Origin of the sequence: Methylobacter tundripaludum SV96 (assembly GCF_000190755.2) — a bacterium.
Taxonomy (GTDB): Bacteria; Pseudomonadota; Gammaproteobacteria; order Methylococcales; family Methylomonadaceae; genus Methylobacter_A; species Methylobacter_A tundripaludum.
The window spans coordinates 982,377-1,005,737 of record NZ_JH109153.1 but is presented as its reverse complement, the minus strand read 5'-3'; the positions used below and the strand labels follow the sequence as shown (position 1 = coordinate 1,005,737).

The window sequence follows — 23,361 nt, the reverse complement described above, 5'->3', positions numbered from 1 at the left end:
GCCTCTCTGAAGAATTTTTTTAGGCTGCTTTGGGTAATCCGATTACCGCGCTAGATCCCTTTACCGGTCAACAGCCAGCGCAAGCACACAGTGTCTTCCTTAAGCTTGTGACGGCTGTCAATAGAGCTCCCCATGCCCAAGCTTCGCTTCACGCCGCGAGTCAGTAATCGAGAGCCATGATGCGCCAGTATGAGCAAGTAGCAAACAATATGACCGGCAATTCCGTGATGCTTCCGCCAATACTTCAATGTGGCGCGCAGTATTTCAATACTGTAACGGAGCGGCGCGTTTGATGTGCTGGCACCGCCAAAATGTGTCGCCGTAGCTTCGGGCACGAACATCACTTTCCATCCGGCATCCCGGAAACGTTTACACCAATCGATGTCCTCACCATAGAAAAAGAACTGCTCATCCATGCCGTCGACCTCATCCACTGCCTGTTTTCTTGCCACGCAGAAACAACCGCTCAATACCTCCGCTTCCATGCATTTGGCATGGTTCCGATGCGGCACCTCAAAACCCGAAAACAGCTGCCAGTCCGGAAAAATCCGGTCTAGCGCCAGTATCCTGCATGCCGTATTCCAAACGGTCGGCACCTTACGGCACGTCCGCTGCAAGTTGCCGTCGCCTCCGATGACCCGGGGACCAACCAAACCGACGTCATTATGCTGATCAAGAAATGAGGCAAGTGTTTGCAGGCAGCCTGGGTGGATAATCACATCCGAATTCACCAGTGCGTACATGGATCCTTTGGCGCACTTCATGGCCAGATTGTTTGCCCGTGCAAAGCCAAGATTTGCCCCGGCGCGAATTAAGGTGACCTCCGGAAATTCTTTCTCCACCATTTCCGGCGAGCCGTCTTTGGAGGCATTATCGACCACAATCACTTCTTGTACGCAGGACGCACCTGTTTGACGAATCGAATTCAGACAATCCCGCAAATAGTCGCGGGCATTCCAACTAACTATGATGACAGAAATTGATTTCATGATTGAGTACTCTCCGAGTAGATTCAGTAAAAGGGGAACCCTATATTAGGGATTGAACCGGCAGCGCTATCCGAAGGGAAGCCAGGATACGCGGTGCTTAACCGTGGAATCAAGCGCTTAATCCAACACGTTTTTGCAGAGAGATTTACTCGCTGAGTGAGTCTCCACAAGGCATGAGTCTTCTGTTGTCCGATCCCTCCTTTATTTCGTTTTTTCATCCCAACCTCGATACATAGCGTGATTGTCTCATGCGGCCGACTGACTGTTTGACCTCCACATTGACGGCAAATGGCTTTGCAACCTGAACGGCACTAATACCGGCCAAAATAAGGTAAAAGAAAACAACTGATTGGTCGAAGAGGGAAATCGACCAGAAGTTCCACACATGTCCAAACAAAATCGCTCCTAATGTCCAGATGAGAAGCCTCTGTTCCATCGAAGCACTTTCATTCTCCCGCAGCGTTTTTCCTACTTTACCGAACCCGGCAACCAGAACCATGATAAATAGAAACATAGACGGCAGCCCCCCCATCACACCTATCCCCAGCAAGTGATTGGTAATGTCGGTATGATTAGCGTTAGCGAATATGCCTGTCGCCATCCAATGCCGTGTATAGTCGGTACCTGCTAACCACCATTCATCCAAATGCTCAATGGACGACCGAATCAGCTGCGCCCGATGATAGCCGGTGCTGCCGCCGGAAATGTCAATTCGCGCCATCAGAAAGTACACAGGGTCTTTCATGACCGCGTCCAAGGCGACAATCGCTGTTAAGGCGAGCCAACGGATCGAGCGTAAATGATCACGGACTTTCCAAAGAGCCAATCCGAATAGGATGAAAAGAAGCATCATGATGGGGCCGCTCGAAGTGCTGGCAAAGATGATGCCCCCGGCAGAAAACAATCCCAGCACTGCGTGCTTGCGGTGACTTTTCCACAAATACAGAGCCATCGGGAAACATGTGGCGCCCACAACTCCAGCCAAGATCGGGTGAGAGAATGGTCCGGAAGCACGAAAATGTCCATTACGGAAAGTGGCGACTTCTTCTACTCCACCTAAAATTGAAAAGAAATTCTTCCCGGTGGCTTTTTCCAACAGCATGAGCACCGCGATCGGCACCAAAGCAACACACAGCGCTTTGAAAATTTGCTCAACGTCTTTCGCGTCTTGAATAAAAACCCTGAATAAAAAATAGCATCCCACTTCGCTCCACATGAGACCTATCCGGAAAACCCATGCATCGGAGGTATGGAAAATGCTGCTGGCAATTAAAAAAACGGCCCAGAGAACAAGCCATCGATCCACTTGATTCATGCCGTTTGCAATCCGTTCCCCCTTTAACAGGACGCGTAAAATACCGACCGTCACCAGAATCCGCACCACAGTAAAATGCGCAGGCCCGATTTCCAGCACCTGACCACGAGTCATATAAGCAGCGCCAATCAACAAAGGAATAGCGGCCAATCTTCTCGGCAAAACGAGGAGAAATGCGCTGACGACTAATGTGAATAGCAATCCTATAGCGTTCAATTTACCGACTCAAACGGGGATGGTGACAGACCGGCAAATTGTTGATGCCAAAGCGCCAGCACCAGCAAGCTGAAAACCTCTTTGGAATAACCTTTACCCTTCTGGTGCGATTGCAACAGGTTGGTAAGCGCTTCTTTACAAAAATACGAATCCAGACCCGCATTTGTTGCCAATATCGTGTCGAATACAAAATCCTTCATCTCCTTACGCATCCAGTCATCGTAGGGGACCGGAAAGCCTGTTTTTTTCCGGTTGAGAATTTCCTGGGGAACGGTTTCCACTAAAGCCGCCTTCAGGATGCGCTTCAGTTTCCAGCCGTTCACTTTGTAATGCAGCGGCAGCGAGGCCGCAAATTCAAGCACCCTGTAATCGAGCAGAGGAACCCGAAGCTCAACCGATGCCGCCATCGTCATTTTATCCGCTTTGACCAACAGATCGTCCGGTAACCAGGTCTTAGTGTCCACGTATAGCATGCGGTTCAGCAGGGGTTGATCGCTCACCTGCTCGAACAATCTGCGTGTGGGTATTCCCGATGACTGCATGTCGAGAAATGCCGCAAATTCCTTGTTATAAAGTTCAGGCTTGCGTTGGTTGAACGGCGTGTAAGGTGTTGCTGTGCGGCTCAAATAATATTCGGCAAGCGTTGGCTCGACCAGATTCGCATACTGTCCGATGCGCTTATAACCTGCATGCCCCAGAGCTTGAAATCCTAGGCGCAGGAGACCCTTAGCCGGTCCGCAGGCCGATTTCAATTTTTCAAGGATGAGAAGATTCCGGTAAGTTTGATAACCGCCAAAAGCCTCATCGCCGCCTTCACCCGACAATAACACTTTGACTGAGGATTGCCTGGCCAGCTGCGACACAAAATATAGCGCTATGGCAGGAGGTTCGCAGACCGGCTCTTCCATGTGCCAGACATACTTGGGAAGAAACTCGCGAAAATCATTGGCGGACATCGAGATTTCATGATGAATCGTCCCGAATTTTTGCGAGGCCAATTTAGCATAGGGCCGCTCATCCTGAAAATTTGCGCCGCTGAAACCCATGGTAAACGTATGCATCGGCCTATCCGCGTGCTGAGTCGCGTAACTCAGTATCCCTGTAGAATCCACGCCGCCGCTTAACAGCACACCCACGGGTACATCGCTGATCATGTGATCCTTCACAGTGCGGCTAAGTAATTCCCGCAGAACATCGACAGCCTCATCGAAGCTAGGGGGGCAGGGCGGTATTTCAAAGCGCAAATCCCAATACTGTTCTACCGATGTCCGCCCGTCCTGTACGGTGAGGTAATGGCCGGGATCCAATTTAAAGATGCCGTCGAACAACGTTTCATTTCCCGGCAGATAATAGTAGGTAAGAAACCGGTCTATGGCGTGCGGATTGACCCGCCGCTCGACGTCCGGGTCGACGAGGAGCGATTTTATTTCAGAAGCGAAAATCAGGGATTTACCGGTATTAGTATAGTAAAGAGGTTTTACGCCAACACGATCGCGCGCCAAAAGCAGACGCTGTTTACGCTCATCCCAAAGGGCAAAGGCAAACATGCCGCGAAGTCGAGCCACGCATTGATCGCCCAGCTCCTCATATAAGTGAACGATGACCTCGGTATCCGTTGTGGATTTGAAGTGATGGCCTTTCTCTTCAAGCTCGGTCCGCAGCTCGTGGAAGTTGTAGATCTCTCCATTGTAAACCACCCACACCGTGCCATCTTCGTTAGACATAGGCTGTCCTCCCGTGTCCAGATCGATGATACTCAATCGGCGGTGGCCCAAGCCAACAGGTCCCGACAGGAACTCACCGCTTCCGTCCGGCCCTCGATGTTGAATCATATCCATCATTTGGCGGAGGAGACCCTGACCAACGGGGTTTTGCCGATTAAAATTCAGTTTTCCACAGATTCCGCACATTAACTTTCCTTATCAGAGTTCACGACAATGATCGAAAGATCGACCGATGTCATGGGTGTTGGATAAAAGGCCATGGGATTAGGGCTATCCGTATATGCCGGGCCGACGCAAAAGGAACCGAATCTGCTGCCGCCGCAGGTAGTGGATGGCTTCGACGTCCCCTACCTGCGGGATTCTTTTCAAGTAACCCGTACAAAATCCTGCCAACAAAGCCAGTGATTCAAGAAGGAAAGGCTTGCGTAGAGCTCGCTTCACACATTTGGCCAGCATAAAAATAGGGTGATAGCCGGTAATGTAGTTAGCCCGCCCATTTTTGAACCGGTCTCGCCAAAAACCATCCGCTCCGCCAGTGGGCTTGTGCTGGACCAATTTGAGCTCAGCGAAAGTCCGTGTAGCCCAGCCGTGCAGGTTGGCCTTGACTTCATCTATGGTGTCCCAACCCGAGGCTTTGACTAGCGGGTTGATTTGTTCCCAGCAGGCGCGGCGGTAAATTTTGGTTGCCCCCCTGACATGGAATAGCGGATCTCCTACGGAATCCACTTTCAGTTGACCCTCTTCCAGCTGACAGATGGTCCCGCCGCCGATTCCCAATTTCTGTTCGGCTTCAAAGATTTTGAAGCACTGTTCGAAATAATCAGGGGCAAACGACAGATCACCGTCTAGCTTGACGATGAAATCCCAATTTTCATCGTTCAGTACAGAGTACCCGGCATAGAAAGCTTCCATGACCCCGCCGCCGGCAGCCCGGAATCCCCGGTTTTCCCTATGAATCACTTTTATCCAGCTAATCTGGGCGGTGCGAAGATCCAGTATTTCACCGGTGCCGTCAATTGAACCGTCGTCCACAATGAGCCATTGGGAAGGCAGGATAGTCTGGCAAAGGACGGATTCGAGCGTTTTCTCTATATAAAGCGCCTCATCCCGTACTGGCGTTATAATTATGTATTTATGTATATTGTTCAATTTGTTAGCGCTCCTGTGGAAAGTATAAGGATAACTGAAACTGCCAATCTCCCGATTCGGTATGAACCTCGTTCATTCGGGCACATTACGATAGTTGAAAGGGTTGGCCTGCATTCCTGTTGATAAATACTCTGTTTCTTTAAATAACATAATTCGCCTCCTATTTAGTGCGGCAAAAGACGACAACCGTGCTTTACTCATTATCCAAAGCTTGCCGTCAGTTCTAGTCAGCCTCGGATACATATCCATACTGGTATGTTGGCAGCGGCTGCCTCGACTTGTTCAGAACGAGGCCAAGCAGGTTGGTCTGCTCCAGAATGTACATGGAATGTTGAAGCTCTTCGGACGTATTCTTTCCATCCTCGACAACGAGTAGCGCGGCATCGGCATAGGGCATCAATACCATCGCATCGTCCGCTGCAAACAGCGGAGGGAGATCGAAAATAATGATCCGGGATTCGTAGCGCGATTTGATTTCTTGAATCAGACTGATCATTTTTCGGGATGAAATCAATTCCGAAGAATTGTTATCGGAACTTTTCCCGGGCAATACAACCAGGCGCTCAATGCCGGGATTGACTAAAACATCCTCCAATGGAACATCGCTCGTCAGGCAATCGACCAGCCCGAACTCACACTGGAGACCCAGGTATTGGCCCACACTTGGGCGTCTGAGATCAGCATCAACGATGAGCACGCTTTGGTTGCCCTCCATCGCTATGGCAATCGCCAGATTGACGGATATGAAAGATTTTCCAGCCTCCGGGGTCGCGCTCGTTATGGCAAAGCTATTCCAGTTATTTTCCCGCAGTTGCTTGAGGACAGTGGTCCGGAGCACGCGAAAATAATCCGCTCGTGGATCGTTGTTGAGCCCCATAATGACTCGATTATTCCGCAGTACATCCGGATCAATCATGACCGAGTGAGTTTTTGTGTAGCGGATCGAGTCGAGTGGGTATTTATCAGTATTTTTAATCATTGATTTCTCTCCATGAAGGGCGCTAACGGAAGGAAAAAGAAATATATTAAAACGGCGATAACCAACAGGATCAAAACTGCGCCGGTCCAGACTGCGATTTTCCTCTCTTGACTCTGCTTGACAAGTCGGTCTTCCAACTCGGCTGGAGACTCGATGTAGGGGACTACAACGAGCGGCATAAGACCGGTAACTTGGCTAATTGCTCGATACCCCCTAACGCCGGGTTCCATGAATTCGACAAAAAAAGCAACGCCAAGACCCGCGATGAGTCCCATAAAAAAACCGCCGATGGCCACTTTTCTCCTGATTGCTTTTTCCGGGTGCGAAGCAATGACAGGTTGTTCGATGATGGTAATGGTTTGGCCCTGCTGCTGCTGTTCCAGGGTTTGAACCAGTTTGGCATCCAGCCATTTTTCTTTGAGCTGAGTGTATTTCTTTATGGTGTTATCCCGCTCCCTGATCAAGTCGGTATAGCCTATTTCAACCTGAGGGGCCAGTAAGAGGGTATTGTGCATTTTCTCAAGTTTTTCTTTCAAATAGTCCTGCTTCTGTACCAGCGACTGAAGTTCCGATTGACTGCTTTTATATTGTGCTTCTACACCGAAGTAAGCCGGGTTAGCTGTCTGCATAACCGCCTGTTCCGGTTGCGAACGCGGCGGCTTGTTTTTCAATTGTTGTTCCAGCTTATCGATTTGTTTTTTACGCTGGGCTATATTCGGGTGGTTACCGCCATAGGTTTCTTCCAGTAATTTGAGTTCGCGCTTTGCCTCAGTCAACTGTTTGAGAACGTCTTCCTCAGCGGGTTGCCCTTCAAAGGAGGGATCCAAAGCCTTTATTTCACGTTTTAGGCGAACCACGGACGGATGAGTAGGGGAATAAATGCTGGAAAATTTAAGGTATTGCGCCCGCAAGGTCCTTAGGGCGTCGTCCTTGGTTTGCGGCGCTTTGTCATCGAGTGTGACGGGTAGTTCTTGTTGCGCTCTAGCCAACTCCGCCGATAAGAAAGCCATCCTTTCCTTGGTCGTACGGATCTGGCTATCGGTGTCCCTCATTTCGTTCTCCATACGGTCTATTGCCGCCATATTCCCTTGCACTTGCTCCGGCAAGCTGAAGTTATTTTGCTCCTTGTATTTTGCGATTTTTCCGTCAATGTCTTGAAGTTCCCGGTTTAGTTTGTCCGATTCCTCCATGAGGAAATCAGTCGCTCTAATAGCGCGCTGAGTTCTGGCCTTATCATTTTGCTCAATGAATAAAGTAGTCAGCTTATCGGCAACCTCTTTTGCCTTGATTGCGTCGTTATCGCTAAACGAAATATTAAAGGCGATTTCGGCCATTCCGGAGTTAGCCTGGGGCGTTAAGGAGGAGGTGGCTAACTTAACGTCAGTATTCCCCTTAAAAATATCCGCCAGATCAGATCTCGTAAAGCTATTCTTAATATCATCATAAAGACCATTCGATTCAATAATCGAAAGTACATTATCGGTCGTCATGACTCGCTGATAAATGGATTGAACCTGCTCATCCGCAAATTGAGAGACAGTCGAATCGAGAAGACTGGTCGGGATTGGCGCGTCGATTAATATCGTTGCCGTTGAGCGATAAATTTTGGGTAAATTATACGCAACGGCCACTGATATTAAGCTGACCAGCAGCCAAGTCACCACGATGTAATACTTGCGCCGTTTTACAAGGTCAAGGTAATCGGCTAGTGATTTAGTGTAGGGTTCCATAGCTTTTTAAAATGGGAATTCTATTCAGTTAACAGGCATAACGCCCAATGCATCATGGAGTGCCTTTACTACATAATCTTGCTGGTCAGGACTCATTTGAGGGAACAACGGCAAGATAATAGTGTGATCCTGAGCTTCCTGGCTATGCCGGAGGCGCTGACAAGATCCGTCAGCGCAGACACAACCCTCGGATCTACCGACACACGACCATGCATTAGCCGGATAAGCGACTTCCCGATGTGAGCACATCACACCTCGCCGAGTCGCCACACCCGCATCCAGCATGGACTGCATAACCTGCCGTTGGTCTGATTCAACAGGCAGGCGAACACAAAAGCTTTGCCAGGTACTGCGCGCCCAGTCTGGTTCCACCGGCACACCCAGTCCCGGTATCGTGGCGAGCAGTGACTGGTAGCGGGAAGCCAACTCCCGGCGCTGGTCGACAATCTCCGGTAAACGCTTAAGTTGCTCCCTGCCAACCGCCGCCTGTATATCAGTCATGCGGAAGTTGTAGCCGACAATAGGATAAGACTCGAAGATGACCTGGCTTGCGCCATGGCGCACCGTATCGGGGACGCTCATGCCGTGCTGTCGCAACAGCCTGAACTTGGCGTCCCATTCCGCATTCGCCGTGGTGATCATGCCGCCATCGCCAGTGCTGATCACCTTGCGCGGATGAAACGAAAAGCAGGCAACATCGGCTTGCGGGTTGCCGATTTTTTCCCATTGACCCTGCCAAAGAATTTCGCTGCCGATGGCGCAAGCGGCATCTTCAACGACGGGGATCGAATGACGGTGCGCTATGTCGAGAATCGCCGCAAGATCGCAGGGCATTCCGATCTGGTGTACACATAAAATGGCGCGAGTGCGTTCGGTTACGGCGCTTTCGATCTGGGTGGGATCCATATTGAACGTATCGGGGTCGATGTCCACGAATACCGGCGTGGCGCCACAGTAGCGAATCACGTTGGCGGTGGCGATATAGGAGTGACTGACGGTTATCACTTCGTCGCCAGGCTGCACGCCTACAGCCAGCAGCGCCAAATGCAAGGCGGTGGTGCAACTGGATACCGCACAGGCGTACGGTGCGCCTACGTATTCTGCAAACTCTTTTTCGAATGCGGCAACTTCCGGACCCTGACTGGTCCATCCGCTCAAGATGACGCGCCGCGCCGCCTCAGCCTCTTTTTCGCCTAACATGGGTTTGGTAATAGGGATCATGATTGCACCTCCGGTTTGTTTGTGCGCCACCAGTCGACCAGCTGCGAAAGCCCGTCTTCCAGGTCAATCTGTGACTTGAATTTAAGTAATTGTTCTGCCTTGGTCGTGTCGGCCAAGCGCCTGGATACAGGATTCACTGTTCGCTCCGGCCCATACTCCGGTTCCAGATCGGAACCCATCACTTTAAGCAGGGTGATAGCCAAGTCATTGAGGCTGGTCTCGGTGCCGCTGGCGATGTTGAAGACATCGTCGGTCTGTTCCGCTTGCAGGGCCAGGATATTGGATCGGGCGACGTCTTCGATGTATACGAAGTCCATGGTTTGGGCGCCATCTCCAAGGATCAGCGGCGGCGTTCCGGCCGCGATGCGCTCCATCCAGCGGATCAGCACCTCGGTGTATTTGCCATGAATGTCCATGCGCGGACCATAGACATTGAAATAGCGCAATGCCACGTAGGGTAGGCCGTACATTTCATTGAACGACCGCAGCAAGCCTTCCAGCATAATTTTGCTGGCGCCGTACCAGGTGCGGTTGTTGTAAGGATGATGATCCTCGCGAGTAGGGAAGGTGTCGGCCAAGCCATAAATCGATGCCGAGGATGCCGCCACTACCTTTTTTACGCCGGCAGCCTGCGCGGCTTCCACGACATTGAAACTACCGTCGCACATCACCTTCATCGCATCACGCGGGTTGGCCGCGCAAGCGGTGATGCGAAGGGTTGCCATATGGATCACTGCGTCCATGCCCTGAGTCGCGCGGCGAACGGCCTCCGGATCGCGAATATCCTCCTGAATCAGCGTCACGCGAGGATCTTTCAAAGCCGCCTCAACATTGGCCAGCGTCCCTCGACTTAAGTCATCGAGAATGACGATGCTTGCGGGCGAATAGTCCCGCAGTAACAAATCGATGGTTGTGGAACCGACCAGACCGCAGCCGCCTGTGACCAGTATGTTCGAATCTTTAATGTCCATTAATCAATTTACCTCTCTAAATGACGTCTTCGTTTTATGCTCAAAAAATACCGAGGTTGATCGCGTAACGGCAAGTCAATGCAGTGCTGTTGGACAGCCCGTTCTACGCGATTCACCTTCTTGAGTATTGTCGTAATTTATATTTTTTAGAATTGCTCTCGCCCCGGCTCCACAAGGAAAGTGTGGCGATAGCCGCTAGCAAAACTTTTTTCCAATCTCGTGGGCGGGATTACCCACAACCCGTGTATCGGCCGCAATGCCGCTAATGACATTGCTACCGAGACCAACCAAGGCTCCGCTGCCAACGCGCAAACCGTTCATGATGTTTGAACCGCTGCCGATGTAGCAGTTTTCTTCGATGACAGTGCTGCCGGCAATGGTTACGTTGGAGCCGATCAGAACCCAATCGCCCACCACTACGTCATGATGGAGCACCGTATTCGGCAGAATGCAACTGTGCGAACCGATGACCGCGTTGCTCGTAATCACCACCCCCGCCATGATCAACACATTACAGCCAATCGAGGCGAGGGGGGACACCCTGGCAGTGGGATGGATCACATTGGCAAACCGTTCCTCGGCAATACCCAGACCTTGAATGACTTCTTTTCGAGACCGATAGGAACTGGGACTGCCTGGGATAGCCAAGACGCGCGCATCGGAAAACTGCGCGAATGCGCCTCTGTCCAATACGGGGTAGCCATGTGGATCGATGCCTCTCTTCTGCGGCGTGTCATCCACAAAACCAATGAACCGGTAGGCGCTTCCGATACAATCCAATGCCTCGATACCGTTTCCGTTGTAGGGAAAAATCAACAGTGGCTGCGCGTCTTGCATATCAATGTCTCCTTTTTGTTAAGCGGGCTCAGCCATCGACTGGTTCGCAAGCAGGGTGACGGCCTTACTGACTTCTTTACATTGAGCCAAGCTTAACTCGGCGAACATGGGAAGGGAAAGCACTTCGTTGGCCGCTTGCTCCGAGTGGGGGAAATCCCCCTGGGTATAGCCCAGATCGGCATAGGCCGGCAGCAGATGCACAGGGATTGGGTAATGAATGCCGGTCTGAATCCCTTTGTCTTGCAAGGCTTGTTGCCACTCACTTCGCTGCTGGGTACGGATCGCATAGATATGATAGACATGTCGAGCATAAGGCATCGCCTCCGGCGTTGCCACGCCGCTATCTGACATCAGCTCGTTGTAATGCGCTGCGGCTGCCCGCCGTGCTTCGGTCCATGCTTCCAGATGGCGCAGTTTGACTCTGAGAACCGCTCCCTGAATGCCCTCCAGGCGGAAATTGTAGCCCTTGAGCACATGCTGGTATTTCTGCTCTGCACCCCAGTCACGCAGCATGCGGATGGTCCGGGTATATTCGGGGTTGCTGGTGACCACCATGCCGCCTTCGCCGTAGGCGCCGAGATTCTTGCCGGGATAAAAACTAAAACAGCCCATGTCGCCGATGCTGCCTACGCGTTTGCCTTTATACTCCGCACCGTGGGCTTGAGCCGCGTCTTCGATGACCACCAAACCATGGCGTTTGGCGATGTCCAGAATGGGATCCATATCCGCCGGTTGCCCATACAGGTGTACGGGAAGGATGGCCTTGGTTTTATCAGTGATTGCGGCTTCGATCGCCTTCACATCGATCGTGAAGGTGCGAGGATCGATGTCCACAAACACCGGCGTAGCGCCGGTATAGTAAATCGCCGCTACGGTCGCCACAAAGGTAAAGGGAACGGTAATCACCTCATCGCCGGGGCCAATTCCGGCCGCGAGCAGGGCAAGGTGCAACGCGCTGGTGCCGGTATTCACGCCAATTCCGTATTGGGCCTGACTATAGCTGGCGAATTCCTCCTCAAACGCTGCCACTTCGCTGCCCAAGGTAAACTGGCAGGTATCCAGTACGCCCAGAATGGCCGCGTTCACTTCATCCTTAATTCCCGTGTACTGCGCTTTTAAATCTACGAACGGTATCATGCTACTCTCCTACCTTGGTACATGGTTGAACCGTTGATTTCAACGGATCGGCCATGTTCATTCATTGAGCGGGTCGCCGCCTCGATTAATTCCACCACCCGCAGACCCAGAGAACCGCTGGTCTGCGGCGTCTTGCCGTTTTCGATACAATCGACAAAATGTTCGCCCTCGACGCGCAAGGCCTCTGAAGAGTCCAGCTGCGGCGCCCACATGTCCCCGGTACGATAGCCGACCCGCATTTCGTAAATCTTTTGCGGGTCATCGGTGAAATTGACGCCCTTGTCGTAAATCTTGATCTTTTCGCTCGGCTCCAGATCATCGTAGATGATCATTTTCTTGCTGCCGCCAATCAGAATCTGGCGCAATTTTACCGGTGCCAGCCAACTCACATTGATATGCGCTATCATTCCTGAGTCGTAAAACAGGGTAATGTAAGCCAGGTTTTCCGGTGTGTGGGGAAAGTGGTTGGTACCGACGGCGGACACCGCCACCGGCTGTTCCCCCAGCAGATAGTCGAGGATCGAGAAGTCATGTACCGCCAAATCGGCGATGACGTTGGCATCCCGTTGGAACAAACCGAGATTGATCCGGGTGGAATCGTAGTAATGAATACGCCCCAGCTCTCCCGACTTGACCAGATCCGCCATTTTGCGCACCGCGCCTGTGTAAATGAAGGTATGGTCGACGATCAATACGAGCTTGCGTTTCTCGGCTTCATTAATCAGTTTGCGTGCCTGCTCCGCGGTTTCCGTCATCGGTTTTTCCAGCCAGACATGTTTACCGGCCTTGAGAGCTGCCATTCCCAGTTCGAAATGGCTATTGACCGGGGTCGCTATCGCGATGGCATCGATGTCTTTATTCTCAAGCAAATCCTGAAAACGCGATGTGGTTTCTACCCCGGGAAAGCGCTTTTGAACAATTTCGAGTTTTTTCGGGTCGAGATCAGCAACGCCGGCAACGGTAAGCCCCGGTGTCTCGGCGAAATTCCTCACCAGGTTGGGCCCCCAGTAGCCGTATCCAATAACACCTATTCTAATCATGATAGTTCTCCTTAATTGGAATGAAATAATTGTTTTACTAAAAAAATGGGTCTTCTTGTGTAGCAACGGTAAATCATCGAAGATTGAGGACAATTCCAACGCCCCCCGGCATAAAAGTTAGCCACGGCCGAGCTGATGCGAATAATCCCCAGTCCGTGGACTAGGCAAAACTTGTTACCGTCTCGCGGCCTTCTCCCCGTATGCGCGCATCGCCAACGACTCGGGCAGGGACGCCGGCGACAATTGCATAATCGGGCACGTCGCGGGTAACCACGGCTCCAGCGCCAATCAAAGCCCCTTCGCCAACAGTGATGCCGCAAAGGATGGTCGCGTTGCTGCCTATAGAGGCACGGGCCTTGATGCGGGTTCTGATAACGTGCCAATCGTCCTCTGTTTGCAGCTCTCCGTCCTCGTTAACCGCTTTTGGATAAACATCATTGGTAAACATGACACCGTGGCCGATGAAGACGCCATCCTCAATGTCAACGCCTTCACAAATAAACGTATGGCTGGATATTTTGCAGCGGGCGCCCACCGAAACGCCTTTTTGTATCTCAACGAATGTGCCGATTTTGGAATCCTCTCCAATAATGCAACCGTAGAGATTGACAAGTTGAGGGTGGTATATGGCAACCCCGTGGCCTAAAACTACATTCTCTTTAATCATTATTTTTTCTCCTTGGTTGGCATGAGTTGTTCTCTTTATTGCAAAGCGCTTGTTGTCCAAATACGGGCTATTGGTAGGTAACCTGTACCGCCGCCAAGTCCAGCGAAAAGTCGCGGCTGGTGTTTGAAGCCGTATTAATGATGCGCGTACGGAAGCTGGTATCCGACAAGTTACTCGCGGTCCAGGCGCGGCCCCACGTATCGGCGGCACCGCCCAAAATATAAGTGGCCTCACTGGTGGTGAGCGTCGCTGTGGTCTTGGCCGCAGTCCATGTCGTGCCGCCATCCCAGGACAGCTGTACGCACATCTTGGGCGTGCCGGCAGTGGCGTCGACCCGTGTATCCAGGCGAACTTGAATACCCGCGATGGACGCACCGCCCGGCAAGTTGAATCCATAGTTGTAGTAAACATGTTTATCCTTGCCGGTATTGGTACATGAAGTATTCGTGTTAGTGCCGCTGTTCGTATCTACCGCGAATAGACCATCGTTGGCATAAGCATTGGTCGGAGTTGTCTGGAACCCGTTGTTGTCGCCGGCGCTGGCCGTGACTGCCGCGTTAGCGTTAGGTGATAGAAAAGCAGTAGTGCTTGCCGTGGTGAACGACCAGGTGACGTTTGTCGCCAGTGCATTGCCGGCCACATCCTTGACGCGCGGATCGGTCGCGCCGCCCTTGACGGTAGCGGTATAGGTCGTGCCCATATTAAGCGGCAGGCTGGGCGTCAGTATCGCTGAATGGGTGCTTGCGTTATACGTTACCGACGCAATGACCAAGATGCCGAGTGTATCCCGCAACTCGAAGGTTGAGGCCGTGACGGTCGTCGGATCTATAGCCTCGCTGAAGGTCGCTGTGACGGCCGTGCCCGTCGCAACCGCGGTTGCGCCCGGAGCAGGGCTTTGAGATGTCAGCGTCGGCGGCGTCGTATCAGGCTGCGTGGTAGCCGTAGCCACGGTCGAGTAGGCGCTCAGATTGCCCGCCGCATCGGCCGCCCGTACGCGGTACTGGTAGGCTGTTCCCGGAATCAGCCCGGAATCCCCAAAGCTCGTGCCGGTTGGTGTTGCGACCTGGACAAAGTTGGAACATCCGGCTCCCTGGCAACGCTCGACACGGTAGCCGGTAACCCCGACATTGTCGGTCGATGCGCTCCAGGTCAGGCTGATCTGCGTGGTGCTGGCCGCCGTCGCTGTCAAATTGCCCGGCACCGAGGGCGGGGTTGTGTCCGAACCCGAGCCAACATTCACGGTAATGCCTGCTCCCGGTAGCTCCAGGTTGGCGCTGTCGTCGACCGCCCGGCTCTTGATCGTTGCCGTTGCCGAAGCGCTTGGCGTCGACCAGCTGTAGGTCCAGTTGCTGCGGCCGGTCGCTGCGTGCCATGTTGCGCCGCCGTCGACGGAAACCTCTACTCCGCCTACTCGGCCGCCTCCGGTATCGGTCGCCGTTCCGCTGATAGTAACCACGCTTCCTGTTTGTACACTGGCCCCGGTCAGCGGCGAGGAGATCGTCGAAGCGGGTCGTATTGCATCGGTAGACGCCGTTGCCGTCAGCAGTCCCGCTTGCAAGGTATTCGGTTGTAGGCCCATGTCGGCGAACAGGTTGACCGTCGCTTGCTGCATCCTAATATCCGTTGGCGTACCGGCCCGGTCGTGGGTGCTATCCAAGCCCCAAGGCCACTGCACGGTGCCTGCTCCGAAAACCAGCGCTCCGCTGCTGTCGGACCGATACAGCGTCAGGGCATGATTCGCGGTAGCGGAGCCGAAGGTGGAGCCGTAGTCGGTCAGGACCGGTGCGTTATTGACAAGGGTCGTCGAAAGCCGAACCAAACCGGCAGGCCGGAAACCGTTGTCCAGATCCTCATCCCACTCGTAGCCCAGAGTACCGTTCGGTAAGGTGAAGCTGGTACCGACCGCCAGATTAGCAATGCTGGTGTTTCGCCAGAACCGCATCTTGCCGTCCGCTTCCGGCACCGTAATGCTGGTGGTGGCGCCGTCGTTGACCGTAAAGATGGTGCCCAGCAACGCGTTCTCAGGACGTCCTCCATCGGCTGGCGGCGAATTTCTGGGGTCGCGCCAAGTGCCGGTCCAAGTCGGCGGGTCGGCGGGGTCTTGATTGTTGGGGAAACCATGCGTCTCCTTGTAACACACCAGGGTTCGATTGGCCGTACCCGAGGCGTCGATGCTGTTCTCCCAACGGGTCTTCCAGAACACCTCGTTGCCGCTGAAGAATGCCAAGTGGACACCCGCGTCACGCGCTGCTTCTACGTTGGCGCGTTGCGTGCCTGACCAGTATTCGTCGTGGCCGACCGAGAGGAATGCCTTATGGTTAGTAATCAGGTTGCCCCGCCGGTCGCTGTCCACGCCGGTGAAATAACTGACGTTGTAACCGTTAGCCTCAAGCCAGCGCACCATCGGATACTCGACGTTGAATACCCAGTCTTGTCCGTTGTCCACGTTGCGCGTATTGAAAGGCCTGTTGTAGCTGACCTTGTAGGCCCGGCCAGTTGACGCGCCGCCGGTGCCTGGGCCGGTGCCGCCGTACAGACTGTTGCCGCCGTAGTTGTTGTATGCCTGCCAGGTTGTATCCGAGGTCTGGAACAGAAGCGGCGAGGTGCCGGCGTCGTCGCGCACCACGAACATGATATGGCTGGCGCCATTAGTATCCGAACGCACGGCCCGGGCGAAATAAATGCCGGAGGTCGCATCGGAGGGTACGGTCCAGGATGCAGATTGCGTCCAATTACCGCAGTCCATCAGTCCTGTGGCGTTGGTCAGGCAGGCGGGCTGATTTTGAATCGGCAAAGAAGAGAGCGTGGCCACTTTCCTCGCACCGTTCCCGCCGTAATAGCCCATGCGGTAGATGTCGAGACGATAGGCCGCAGGGGTTTTGATCTTGAAGTTGACCGTGCCGCCCCGATTTACGCTGATATCCGTCGCAAAGCCCTGAATGGTCAGGTCGCCGGCGCCGGAAATGTCCCATTCGCTCGAAGGGTTGCCGGGCTTACTGTTCTCGCACACGATCGGGTTGCCTCCGGGCGAACAGGGGTTGACGCCGGTGGTGAACGACCACGTGAAGTCCGCCGCAAGTGCGTTGCCTGCAAGATCTTTGACGCCGCTCGTTCCGCCTTTCACCTTGGCCGTGTAAAGTATTGATGACGTTAATGTAGTGGTGGGCGTCAACGTTGCCGTATTGGTGGCCGCGTTATAAGTCACCGCCGCGGCCACAAGGGTATTAGCCGGGTCGCGCAGCTCAAAGGTCGCGGTGCTTAGGGTCGCCGAGTCCATCGCTTCGTTAAAAGTCGCGGTCACGGGTGCAGTCGGGTTGACTCCTGTAGCGCCTGCGGTGGGCAATGTCGATGCGACGGTCGGCGGTGTCGTGTCCGGACCGGTGTTGCTGGTGAAGACTACGTCCACCCAATAGTTGCTCGACTGGAAGGCGTTTGTGGGGAATCCACCGGCGGCGCCGTACAGGTACACCCCATTGCCGCCACTCTCAGTGTTATTGAAGGCATAGAGCGGCCCGCTGGTTACTCCGTTTGTAAAATAGTTGCTGTTAGCGGAATACCGTCCAATCGGGGCCAGATAGGAGGCCACGTAAGTGACGTTGGCGGTGACCGCTACCGGCGTCGCAAAGGTCACCTGCTGCCAACCGGATGCAGTCTCGTTCTGGAACGTGGCGCTGGTAAGCAACTGCCCCGTGCCGCTCCACAATTTGCCGACATGTGTGCCGGTATTGGCGCTGCCCTTATAGAAACGAACGCCGCAGATCAAGCCGTTCACAGTGGACTTGAACTTCACTCCGAGTTCGACCGAGGAGGTGTCTGAAGCAGCGATGATCGTCGGCGTTGGATTGCTGGGCCAGATGGAGGTGGTACTTCCTGAGCAGCCTGTCGCTGTACCCGATACTGTCGTGAACGACCATGTCATGTTGACAGCCAGTGCGTTGCCCGCCAAATCCTTGGCGCGCGGGTCTGTCGCGCCGCCTTTGACAGTGGCCGTATAGGTCGCACCTGCCGTAAGCGCACTGCCGGGAGTCAAGGTCGCCGTGCGGTTGGTTGCGTTGTAGCTGACCGTCGCCGAGACAAGGCTATTCGAGGCGTTACGCAATTCGAAGGTCGATGCCGTAAGGGTGGCCGCATCCATCGCTTCGCTAAACGTCGCGGTAACGGTTGTGTTCGTCGCGACTCCATTTGCCCCGGACACAGGACTCTGAGTTGTCACAGTCGGCGGCGTTGTGTCGGGGCCGGCGTTAGACGCAAACACTACGTCCACCCAGTAGTTTGTGGAATTGAAACTGTTCGACGGAAAACCGCCTCCGACGCCATATAAGTACACGCCGTTTGGACCGCTCACGCCGCTTTTCAGCAAATGTACGGGGACGGCATCAACCCCCGACGTACCGAACTCCGGATTGATTGTTGCGGCGTAATTGCCGCTGGGCGCGTAGTACGAGGCGACGTATACGGTACCGGCAGTGACCGGTACCGGCGAACTAAAGTTCACTTGCTGCCAACCCGTGGCGGTTTCGTTGCTGAAGGTCGCCGTTGCCATCTGCACCCCGGCGCCGGTCCAGAGATGTCCTACGTGGATGCCGGTGTTAGTGCTGCCCTTGTAGAACCGGATGCCGGAGATGAAGCCGTCAATATCGACAGTGAATTTAACACCCAATTCGACGGCACTCGGATCGTTTACGGACGGAGTGCTTGGGATGGTTGAGCTGCTCCACGCGCTGCAGGGCGTAGCGGATGCGCACGGTTGGGCCTGCGTCGTGAAGGACCAGGTGTAAGGGGCCGCCAGGGCATTACCGGCTAAATCCTTGATGCCGGTCAGAATTCTGGCGGTATAGAGCGTCGAACCCGCCAGCAAGTTGCTGGGCGTCAGCTTCGCGGTGCGTGTGATGGCATCATAGCTGACCGTAGCGGACACCGGCGGATTGCTTCCGGCCTGCAATTGAACGTTGGACGTAGTGACGGTCGCCGGATCGATCGACTCGCTAAAGGTGGCCGTGACCGTAGGCTGTTGAACTACGCCGGTAGCGGCGCTTGCGGGGGAGGTCGAAGTTACCGTTGGGGGCGTCGTGTCTGCGCCGTAAGTCGCGGTGTAGGTTCCCGTCGTCGCAGCCGCCGCGAAAAAGGCATACGAAACGCCTTTGACGGTATCGATCGTATAGGCAACAGAGCCATTCGGCCCGGTGAGGCCAAGGATAACGCCCGTAGCGGATTTTGCCGGCAGCATGGCTTGCAGTCCATTGGCGCCCGCACCCGGTGTAATCGCAAAACTCAGGCTGCTGCCGTTCCAGGCCAGCGCTCCGAACGATGAGCTGTTGCGGCCGTCCAGCCAATTCAACATCTGAACGCTCGATACGACCGGGACACTGCGAGCGAGGGCCGAGTTGACTGTCTGGGTCGCTTCGGGAGTTTGCGGCACGTCGGTATGGGCGTTGATGGTATAGGCGCCATAATAACCTTCTGCGCCGAGCGCTCTGTCCAATAACGTATTAATGGTGAACGGATAGGTTTGGCCGGACTCATCGGTCATTTGGCTCGTCGCCTGATAAACATCGATCAGATTGCCGCTTAGGTCGGCAAACCGCATCGGCATCGCCGAACCGGTGAAGTTTCCTGGGCGGTCATTGGCCCAGCTAGGCGGCCAAAAGTAATAGCTGGTGTCGAGCCGAATGCCGTGATTAAACTCGGTTTGCGCCCCGGTAATCCAGTCGCTCCAGGCGATACAATGGTGCCGTTGGGTAATAGGCGCGGGAAGACTCGGATAGTTGGTATGGAAATCGGCGAGCTGCTGTGTGTAGAAGGCCTCAAGCGTAGCAGGTGTATAATCTGCACAGTTGGTGTTGATGTGCAGGCCCACCTCGAAGCCCGCGGCGTTATAGGCAGCGGCTTGCGTATTGGTTAGAAGGGTAGGTTCGACGAATATGTACGAGGTACCCCTGACGCATTCCCAGTTGGCCACGTTGCAACCCGCCGGGCTCAACGTGTTGAATTGATCAAACCGCGGTCCGGTTCCGCCATTCCCGTGGTCATCGCCGGTCATGATGACAACCGCTTTCTCGCCGCGTGGGAAGTACCAGAAGCGCGGCAAGGGTTTTTTGGCGAGGTTCATCTTGGTAATCAGGTTGACCAGCAGGCGTTGTTGCTCGTCCGCCTGGGGCACGGCCACCGCGTTGTTCAGGTCCACCCAGTCAGGCTGGGGATCGCCAGTGGCATTGCCGTAATATTTGTCATCAGAACGGATGGGCGAGAGTCCGTCGCGTTCTTGGGCCTGCCAGGTGGGATTGCCTTGGCGCGTGTAGACGATGGAGGTGGCGAGGTCATAGGTGAACGCCGCAGCCTGACCGGTTCCGACACTGTTGAGGGTCAGGGCGGGATTGGCGGTTGCTGTGCTTACATTGCTGTAAAGCGTCGCAAGATTCGTTGCGCCACTCAGGGAGTAGCGATCGGCCGAACCATGGAACTGGATGGGCTGATTCACAATGCCATTGCCCGGTGCCTTTGAGGTGTCGACAAGCAGGTAAGCGTTCGACAACGTAGTATTTGTGGCTGTGAGTCCCAGCAAGGTGGCGAGTTGCGGATCCGGACGTATCGCAATCAGGTTGCCCCCGCCGTTGACCCAATCGGTGAACAGGGTCGCCTGCGCGGCGGTCAGGGGCGTCGAGGCCAGAATGACCACGTCATAGGCTGCGAGCGAGGCGGCACTCATTGTTGAGAGGTCGGCTTCGGCAAATTCATTTAAGCCTTCGCTCCGAAGAATCTCCGCGTAATACCGGTTAAATACTCCACAGGTGGGACATGTGGCGGTAACGACCAGAATCGGTCCGCCCGGGGGGGTAGGGATAGCCGCTTCGGCGGCAGGAATCAGCCAATCCATGACCCGATTCAAAATCCGTGATAAGTGAAGTTTTGTCGATTTATCAGAAGCCGGATTGGTCTTGCGGCTAGTGCTGTCAGCCACGGCTTGGTTTGTTTCGATGACCGGAAATTCAAGGATTTCCTCGGAATTATTGGACTGGGGTTGTAAAGGTACGTTGATGATCTGTTTTGTTTGGCCCTTCTCAACATCCCACTCTTTGACCTCGCCGTCCTCACTCCCTGCAATCAAGCTGCCGCTCGGACCGAACATGAGCGCGCTGATGGCATTCGTTGCGCCGGCCATTTGCTTGTCCAATTTACGCGTCGCCGTATTCCAAACCAAAATTTTGGTGTCTTCGCCCGCGCTGACCAGTTTTTGTCCATTCGGGCTGAAAGCAACCGCTCTAATGGCTGCCTGGTGTCCCGCAAAGCTCTGTATTTGCTCGCCGGTTGCGGCATTCCACAAAATCACCTGGCTATCCGCGCTTCCGCTAGCCAGGAACTTGCCGTTTCGGCTGAAAGCAACCGCGTTGACCTCATTCGAGTGACCCAGTAGCGTTTGCACAAGCTGGCCTGTTTTTACATCCCACAGGAGGATACGACCATCGGCGCCTGCGCTAGCCAGGCGTTTTCCGTCGGCGCTGAAGCTGACAGCGTTCACGAAATCAGTATGACCGGAAAGAATTCTGAGCAGCTTGCCTGCTTGCGCATCCCACAACATGATTCTGGTTTCTTCGCCGGCGCTGGCGAGGAGCTTGCCGTCAGGACTGGCCGCGACGGTCCTGATCGGGTGTTCATGGCCGAATAAAGTCCGGCCCTTTTTGCCATTTGCGACGTCCGTCATTTGGATTTCCGTGTCCCGGCCTACGCTCACTAACTGCTTGCCATCGGCACTGAAAACAACGCCGGTTACAGCGGCGCCATGGTGTTCTGAAAGGGCAAAACGCTCTTTCCCGTTTGAAGCCCAAAGCCTGACCTTACCGTCCCTGGTCGCACCGCCATAGAGAGCTCCATCCGGACTAATGGCGAGGGCCGTAACGCCTTTCCAATCGTGGTTGCTCTTCTTCTTGCCGGGTTTTTTAGCGTTCTGGTTAACGATGGTTTCTTTAACGATTTGGCTATTTCCATTGGACAACTTCGGCCCCGCTACGCCGGCGGCCAAGGCTATATTTGTGATTGAGTTGCTGGAAACGAGTCCTTGCGGGTTTACATTGGCGGCGCCTAACGAGGGAACTTGAAAGAACAACTGCTCCAGTCCGGTCATTAAGTCCCATACGACGACCTGCCCGGTTTTGCCCACGCTGGCCAAGGTATTCTGATTGGAATTAAAAATGACCTTGTCCACCCAATCCGTATGTCCCGTTAGAAGCTGGGGCAGTTTATTGGATACATCCCACAAAAAAACCGGTTCGCTCTCGCCCACGCTGGCCAAGGTCTTGCCGTCCGGGTTGAATACCAGGCCGGTAATAGCGACACCGTTTTCTCCCGGTAGGTTCGCCTGTTCCTTGCCTGTTGTTCTATCCCATAGTTTAATCCGGGCATCCTGGCCGCCGGTGGCCAGGATCTTACTGTTCGGGCTAAATGCAATGGCATTAACGCCATTTTGGTGGCCGGTTAAAATCTGGGATGTAGAACCGGATTGCGAATCCCAGAGCGTGATGCGGGCATTCTGACCTACAGCGGCCAAGGTCTTGCCGTCCGGGCTAAATAGCAGGTCGGTGACGGCGGTAACGCCGGGCAGGTTCAACTGCTTCAGGCCTGTTGCCTTACTCCAGAGGTTAATTTGGGCATTCTGGCCGCCTATGGCCAGAATCGTGCTGTCCGGACTAAATGCGATTGCATTAACGCCGCCTTGATGATCGGTTATGACCTGAGATGTGGAGCCGGATTGTGAATCCCAGAGCGTGATACGGGCATCCTGACCCACAGCAGCCAAGCTCTTGCCGTCAGGACTAAAGGCCAGGTCGGTAACAACGCCGCTCTTGGGAAGGGTTAACCGGGAGTCACCGGAGGTGACGTCCCATAGTCGAATTGAGTTGTCGCTTACGCTAGCTAGCGTGTTGCCGTCCTGGCTAAAAATAATATCGCTAACCGGGTTTGCAAACTGGCTCGGAAGTGTCATGCGCACTTGGCCGGAGACCACATCCCAGAGCATGATTTGCCCGTCGGAGTCCGTACTGGCCAAGGTATTGCCGTCCGGGCTGAACGCAACGGGGTCGGGCCCCTCGCCAGGGAGTTTTATAGAGGACGTCTTGATTGCCTGATTGGCGCTTGCAGCTCTGGCAGGTTCCGAAGTGCCTATTGTTTGAACAAAAGCAATCAAAGCCAGAATGATAAGTACGCGACTCGTCAGGTATTGATAGTTTATTTTTAGCTTAATCACTCGCTTGCTCCTACACGATTAAGTCACTGAAAACGTGACGATCACTGGGTCGACCCTTCTTCAGATTTAGCTGTTGAATGCTTTTAGGCAAACCAAACGCTCTGAGGGTTATCCAGTGAAATTCAACCGAAAATGTATAATTTAGTGT

General features: G+C 54.0%; 13 protein-coding genes. All 13 read right to left on the bottom strand.

What is annotated here, in order from left to right; genetic code table 11:
• Nucleotides 1-50: 50 nt before the first annotated feature.
• The 13 genes from METTU_RS17275 to METTU_RS24110 all read right to left on the bottom strand — a co-directional run bounded on the left by METTU_RS17275 (nucleotide 51) and on the right by METTU_RS24110 (nucleotide 23,213).
• On the bottom strand, nucleotides 51-989 hold the full coding sequence (locus METTU_RS17275) for a glycosyltransferase family 2 protein (RefSeq protein ID WP_006893123.1): 939 nt from the start codon (nucleotides 987-989) through the stop codon (nucleotides 51-53).
• 214 nt (nucleotides 990-1,203) lie between these two features.
• Nucleotides 1,204-2,520: a hypothetical protein gene (locus METTU_RS17270; RefSeq protein ID WP_150107885.1), complete on the bottom strand. Its 1,317-nt coding sequence runs from the start codon at nucleotides 2,518-2,520 to the stop codon at nucleotides 1,204-1,206.
• On the bottom strand, nucleotides 2,517-4,430 hold the full coding sequence (gene asnB, locus METTU_RS17265) for an asparagine synthase (glutamine-hydrolyzing) (RefSeq protein ID WP_006893120.1): 1,914 nt from the start codon (nucleotides 4,428-4,430) through the stop codon (nucleotides 2,517-2,519). The genes METTU_RS17270 and asnB overlap by 4 nt, the downstream gene beginning before the upstream one ends.
• 84 nt (nucleotides 4,431-4,514) lie before the next feature.
• Complete coding sequence (locus tag METTU_RS17260; protein WP_006893119.1) at nucleotides 4,515-5,393, bottom strand: glycosyltransferase family 2 protein; 879 nt, start codon at nucleotides 5,391-5,393, stop codon at nucleotides 4,515-4,517.
• Between the two features lie 223 nt (nucleotides 5,394-5,616).
• On the bottom strand, nucleotides 5,617-6,372 hold the full coding sequence (locus tag METTU_RS17255; RefSeq protein ID WP_006893118.1) for a CpsD/CapB family tyrosine-protein kinase: 756 nt from the start codon (nucleotides 6,370-6,372) through the stop codon (nucleotides 5,617-5,619).
• Nucleotides 6,369-8,102 (bottom strand): GumC family protein, encoded by a 1,734-nt coding sequence (locus tag METTU_RS17250; RefSeq protein ID WP_006893117.1) that lies wholly within the window; start codon nucleotides 8,100-8,102, stop codon nucleotides 6,369-6,371. Before METTU_RS17250 ends, METTU_RS17255 begins: the two co-directional genes overlap by 4 nt.
• Nucleotides 8,103-8,126: 24 nt before the next feature.
• Nucleotides 8,127-9,323 carry a DegT/DnrJ/EryC1/StrS family aminotransferase gene (locus METTU_RS17245; protein ID WP_006893116.1) on the bottom strand — a complete coding sequence of 399 codons (1,197 nt, stop codon included), beginning with the start codon at nucleotides 9,321-9,323 and terminating at the stop codon, nucleotides 8,127-8,129.
• Complete coding sequence (locus METTU_RS17240) at nucleotides 9,320-10,294, bottom strand: NAD-dependent epimerase/dehydratase family protein (protein ID WP_006893115.1); 975 nt, start codon at nucleotides 10,292-10,294, stop codon at nucleotides 9,320-9,322. The genes METTU_RS17245 and METTU_RS17240 overlap by 4 nt, the downstream gene beginning before the upstream one ends.
• Before the next feature lie 195 nt (nucleotides 10,295-10,489).
• Entirely contained in the window at nucleotides 10,490-11,131 is a 642-nt protein-coding gene (locus tag METTU_RS17235) for an LbetaH domain-containing protein (protein WP_006893114.1), read from the bottom strand.
• 18 nt (nucleotides 11,132-11,149) lie between these two features.
• On the bottom strand, nucleotides 11,150-12,268 hold the full coding sequence (locus tag METTU_RS17230) for a DegT/DnrJ/EryC1/StrS family aminotransferase (RefSeq protein ID WP_006893113.1): 1,119 nt from the start codon (nucleotides 12,266-12,268) through the stop codon (nucleotides 11,150-11,152).
• Nucleotides 12,265-13,308 carry a Gfo/Idh/MocA family protein gene (locus tag METTU_RS17225; RefSeq protein WP_006893112.1) on the bottom strand — a complete coding sequence of 348 codons (1,044 nt, stop codon included), beginning with the start codon at nucleotides 13,306-13,308 and terminating at the stop codon, nucleotides 12,265-12,267. The genes METTU_RS17230 and METTU_RS17225 overlap by 4 nt, the downstream gene beginning before the upstream one ends.
• Before the next feature lie 160 nt (nucleotides 13,309-13,468).
• Nucleotides 13,469-13,975 carry an acyltransferase gene (locus METTU_RS17220; protein ID WP_006893111.1) on the bottom strand — a complete coding sequence of 169 codons (507 nt, stop codon included), beginning with the start codon at nucleotides 13,973-13,975 and terminating at the stop codon, nucleotides 13,469-13,471.
• A gap of 67 nt (nucleotides 13,976-14,042) precedes the next feature.
• Nucleotides 14,043-23,213 carry a N,N-dimethylformamidase beta subunit family domain-containing protein gene (locus METTU_RS24110; protein WP_006893110.1) on the bottom strand — a complete coding sequence of 3,057 codons (9,171 nt, stop codon included), beginning with the start codon at nucleotides 23,211-23,213 and terminating at the stop codon, nucleotides 14,043-14,045.
• Between the last annotated feature and the right edge of the window lie 148 nt (nucleotides 23,214-23,361).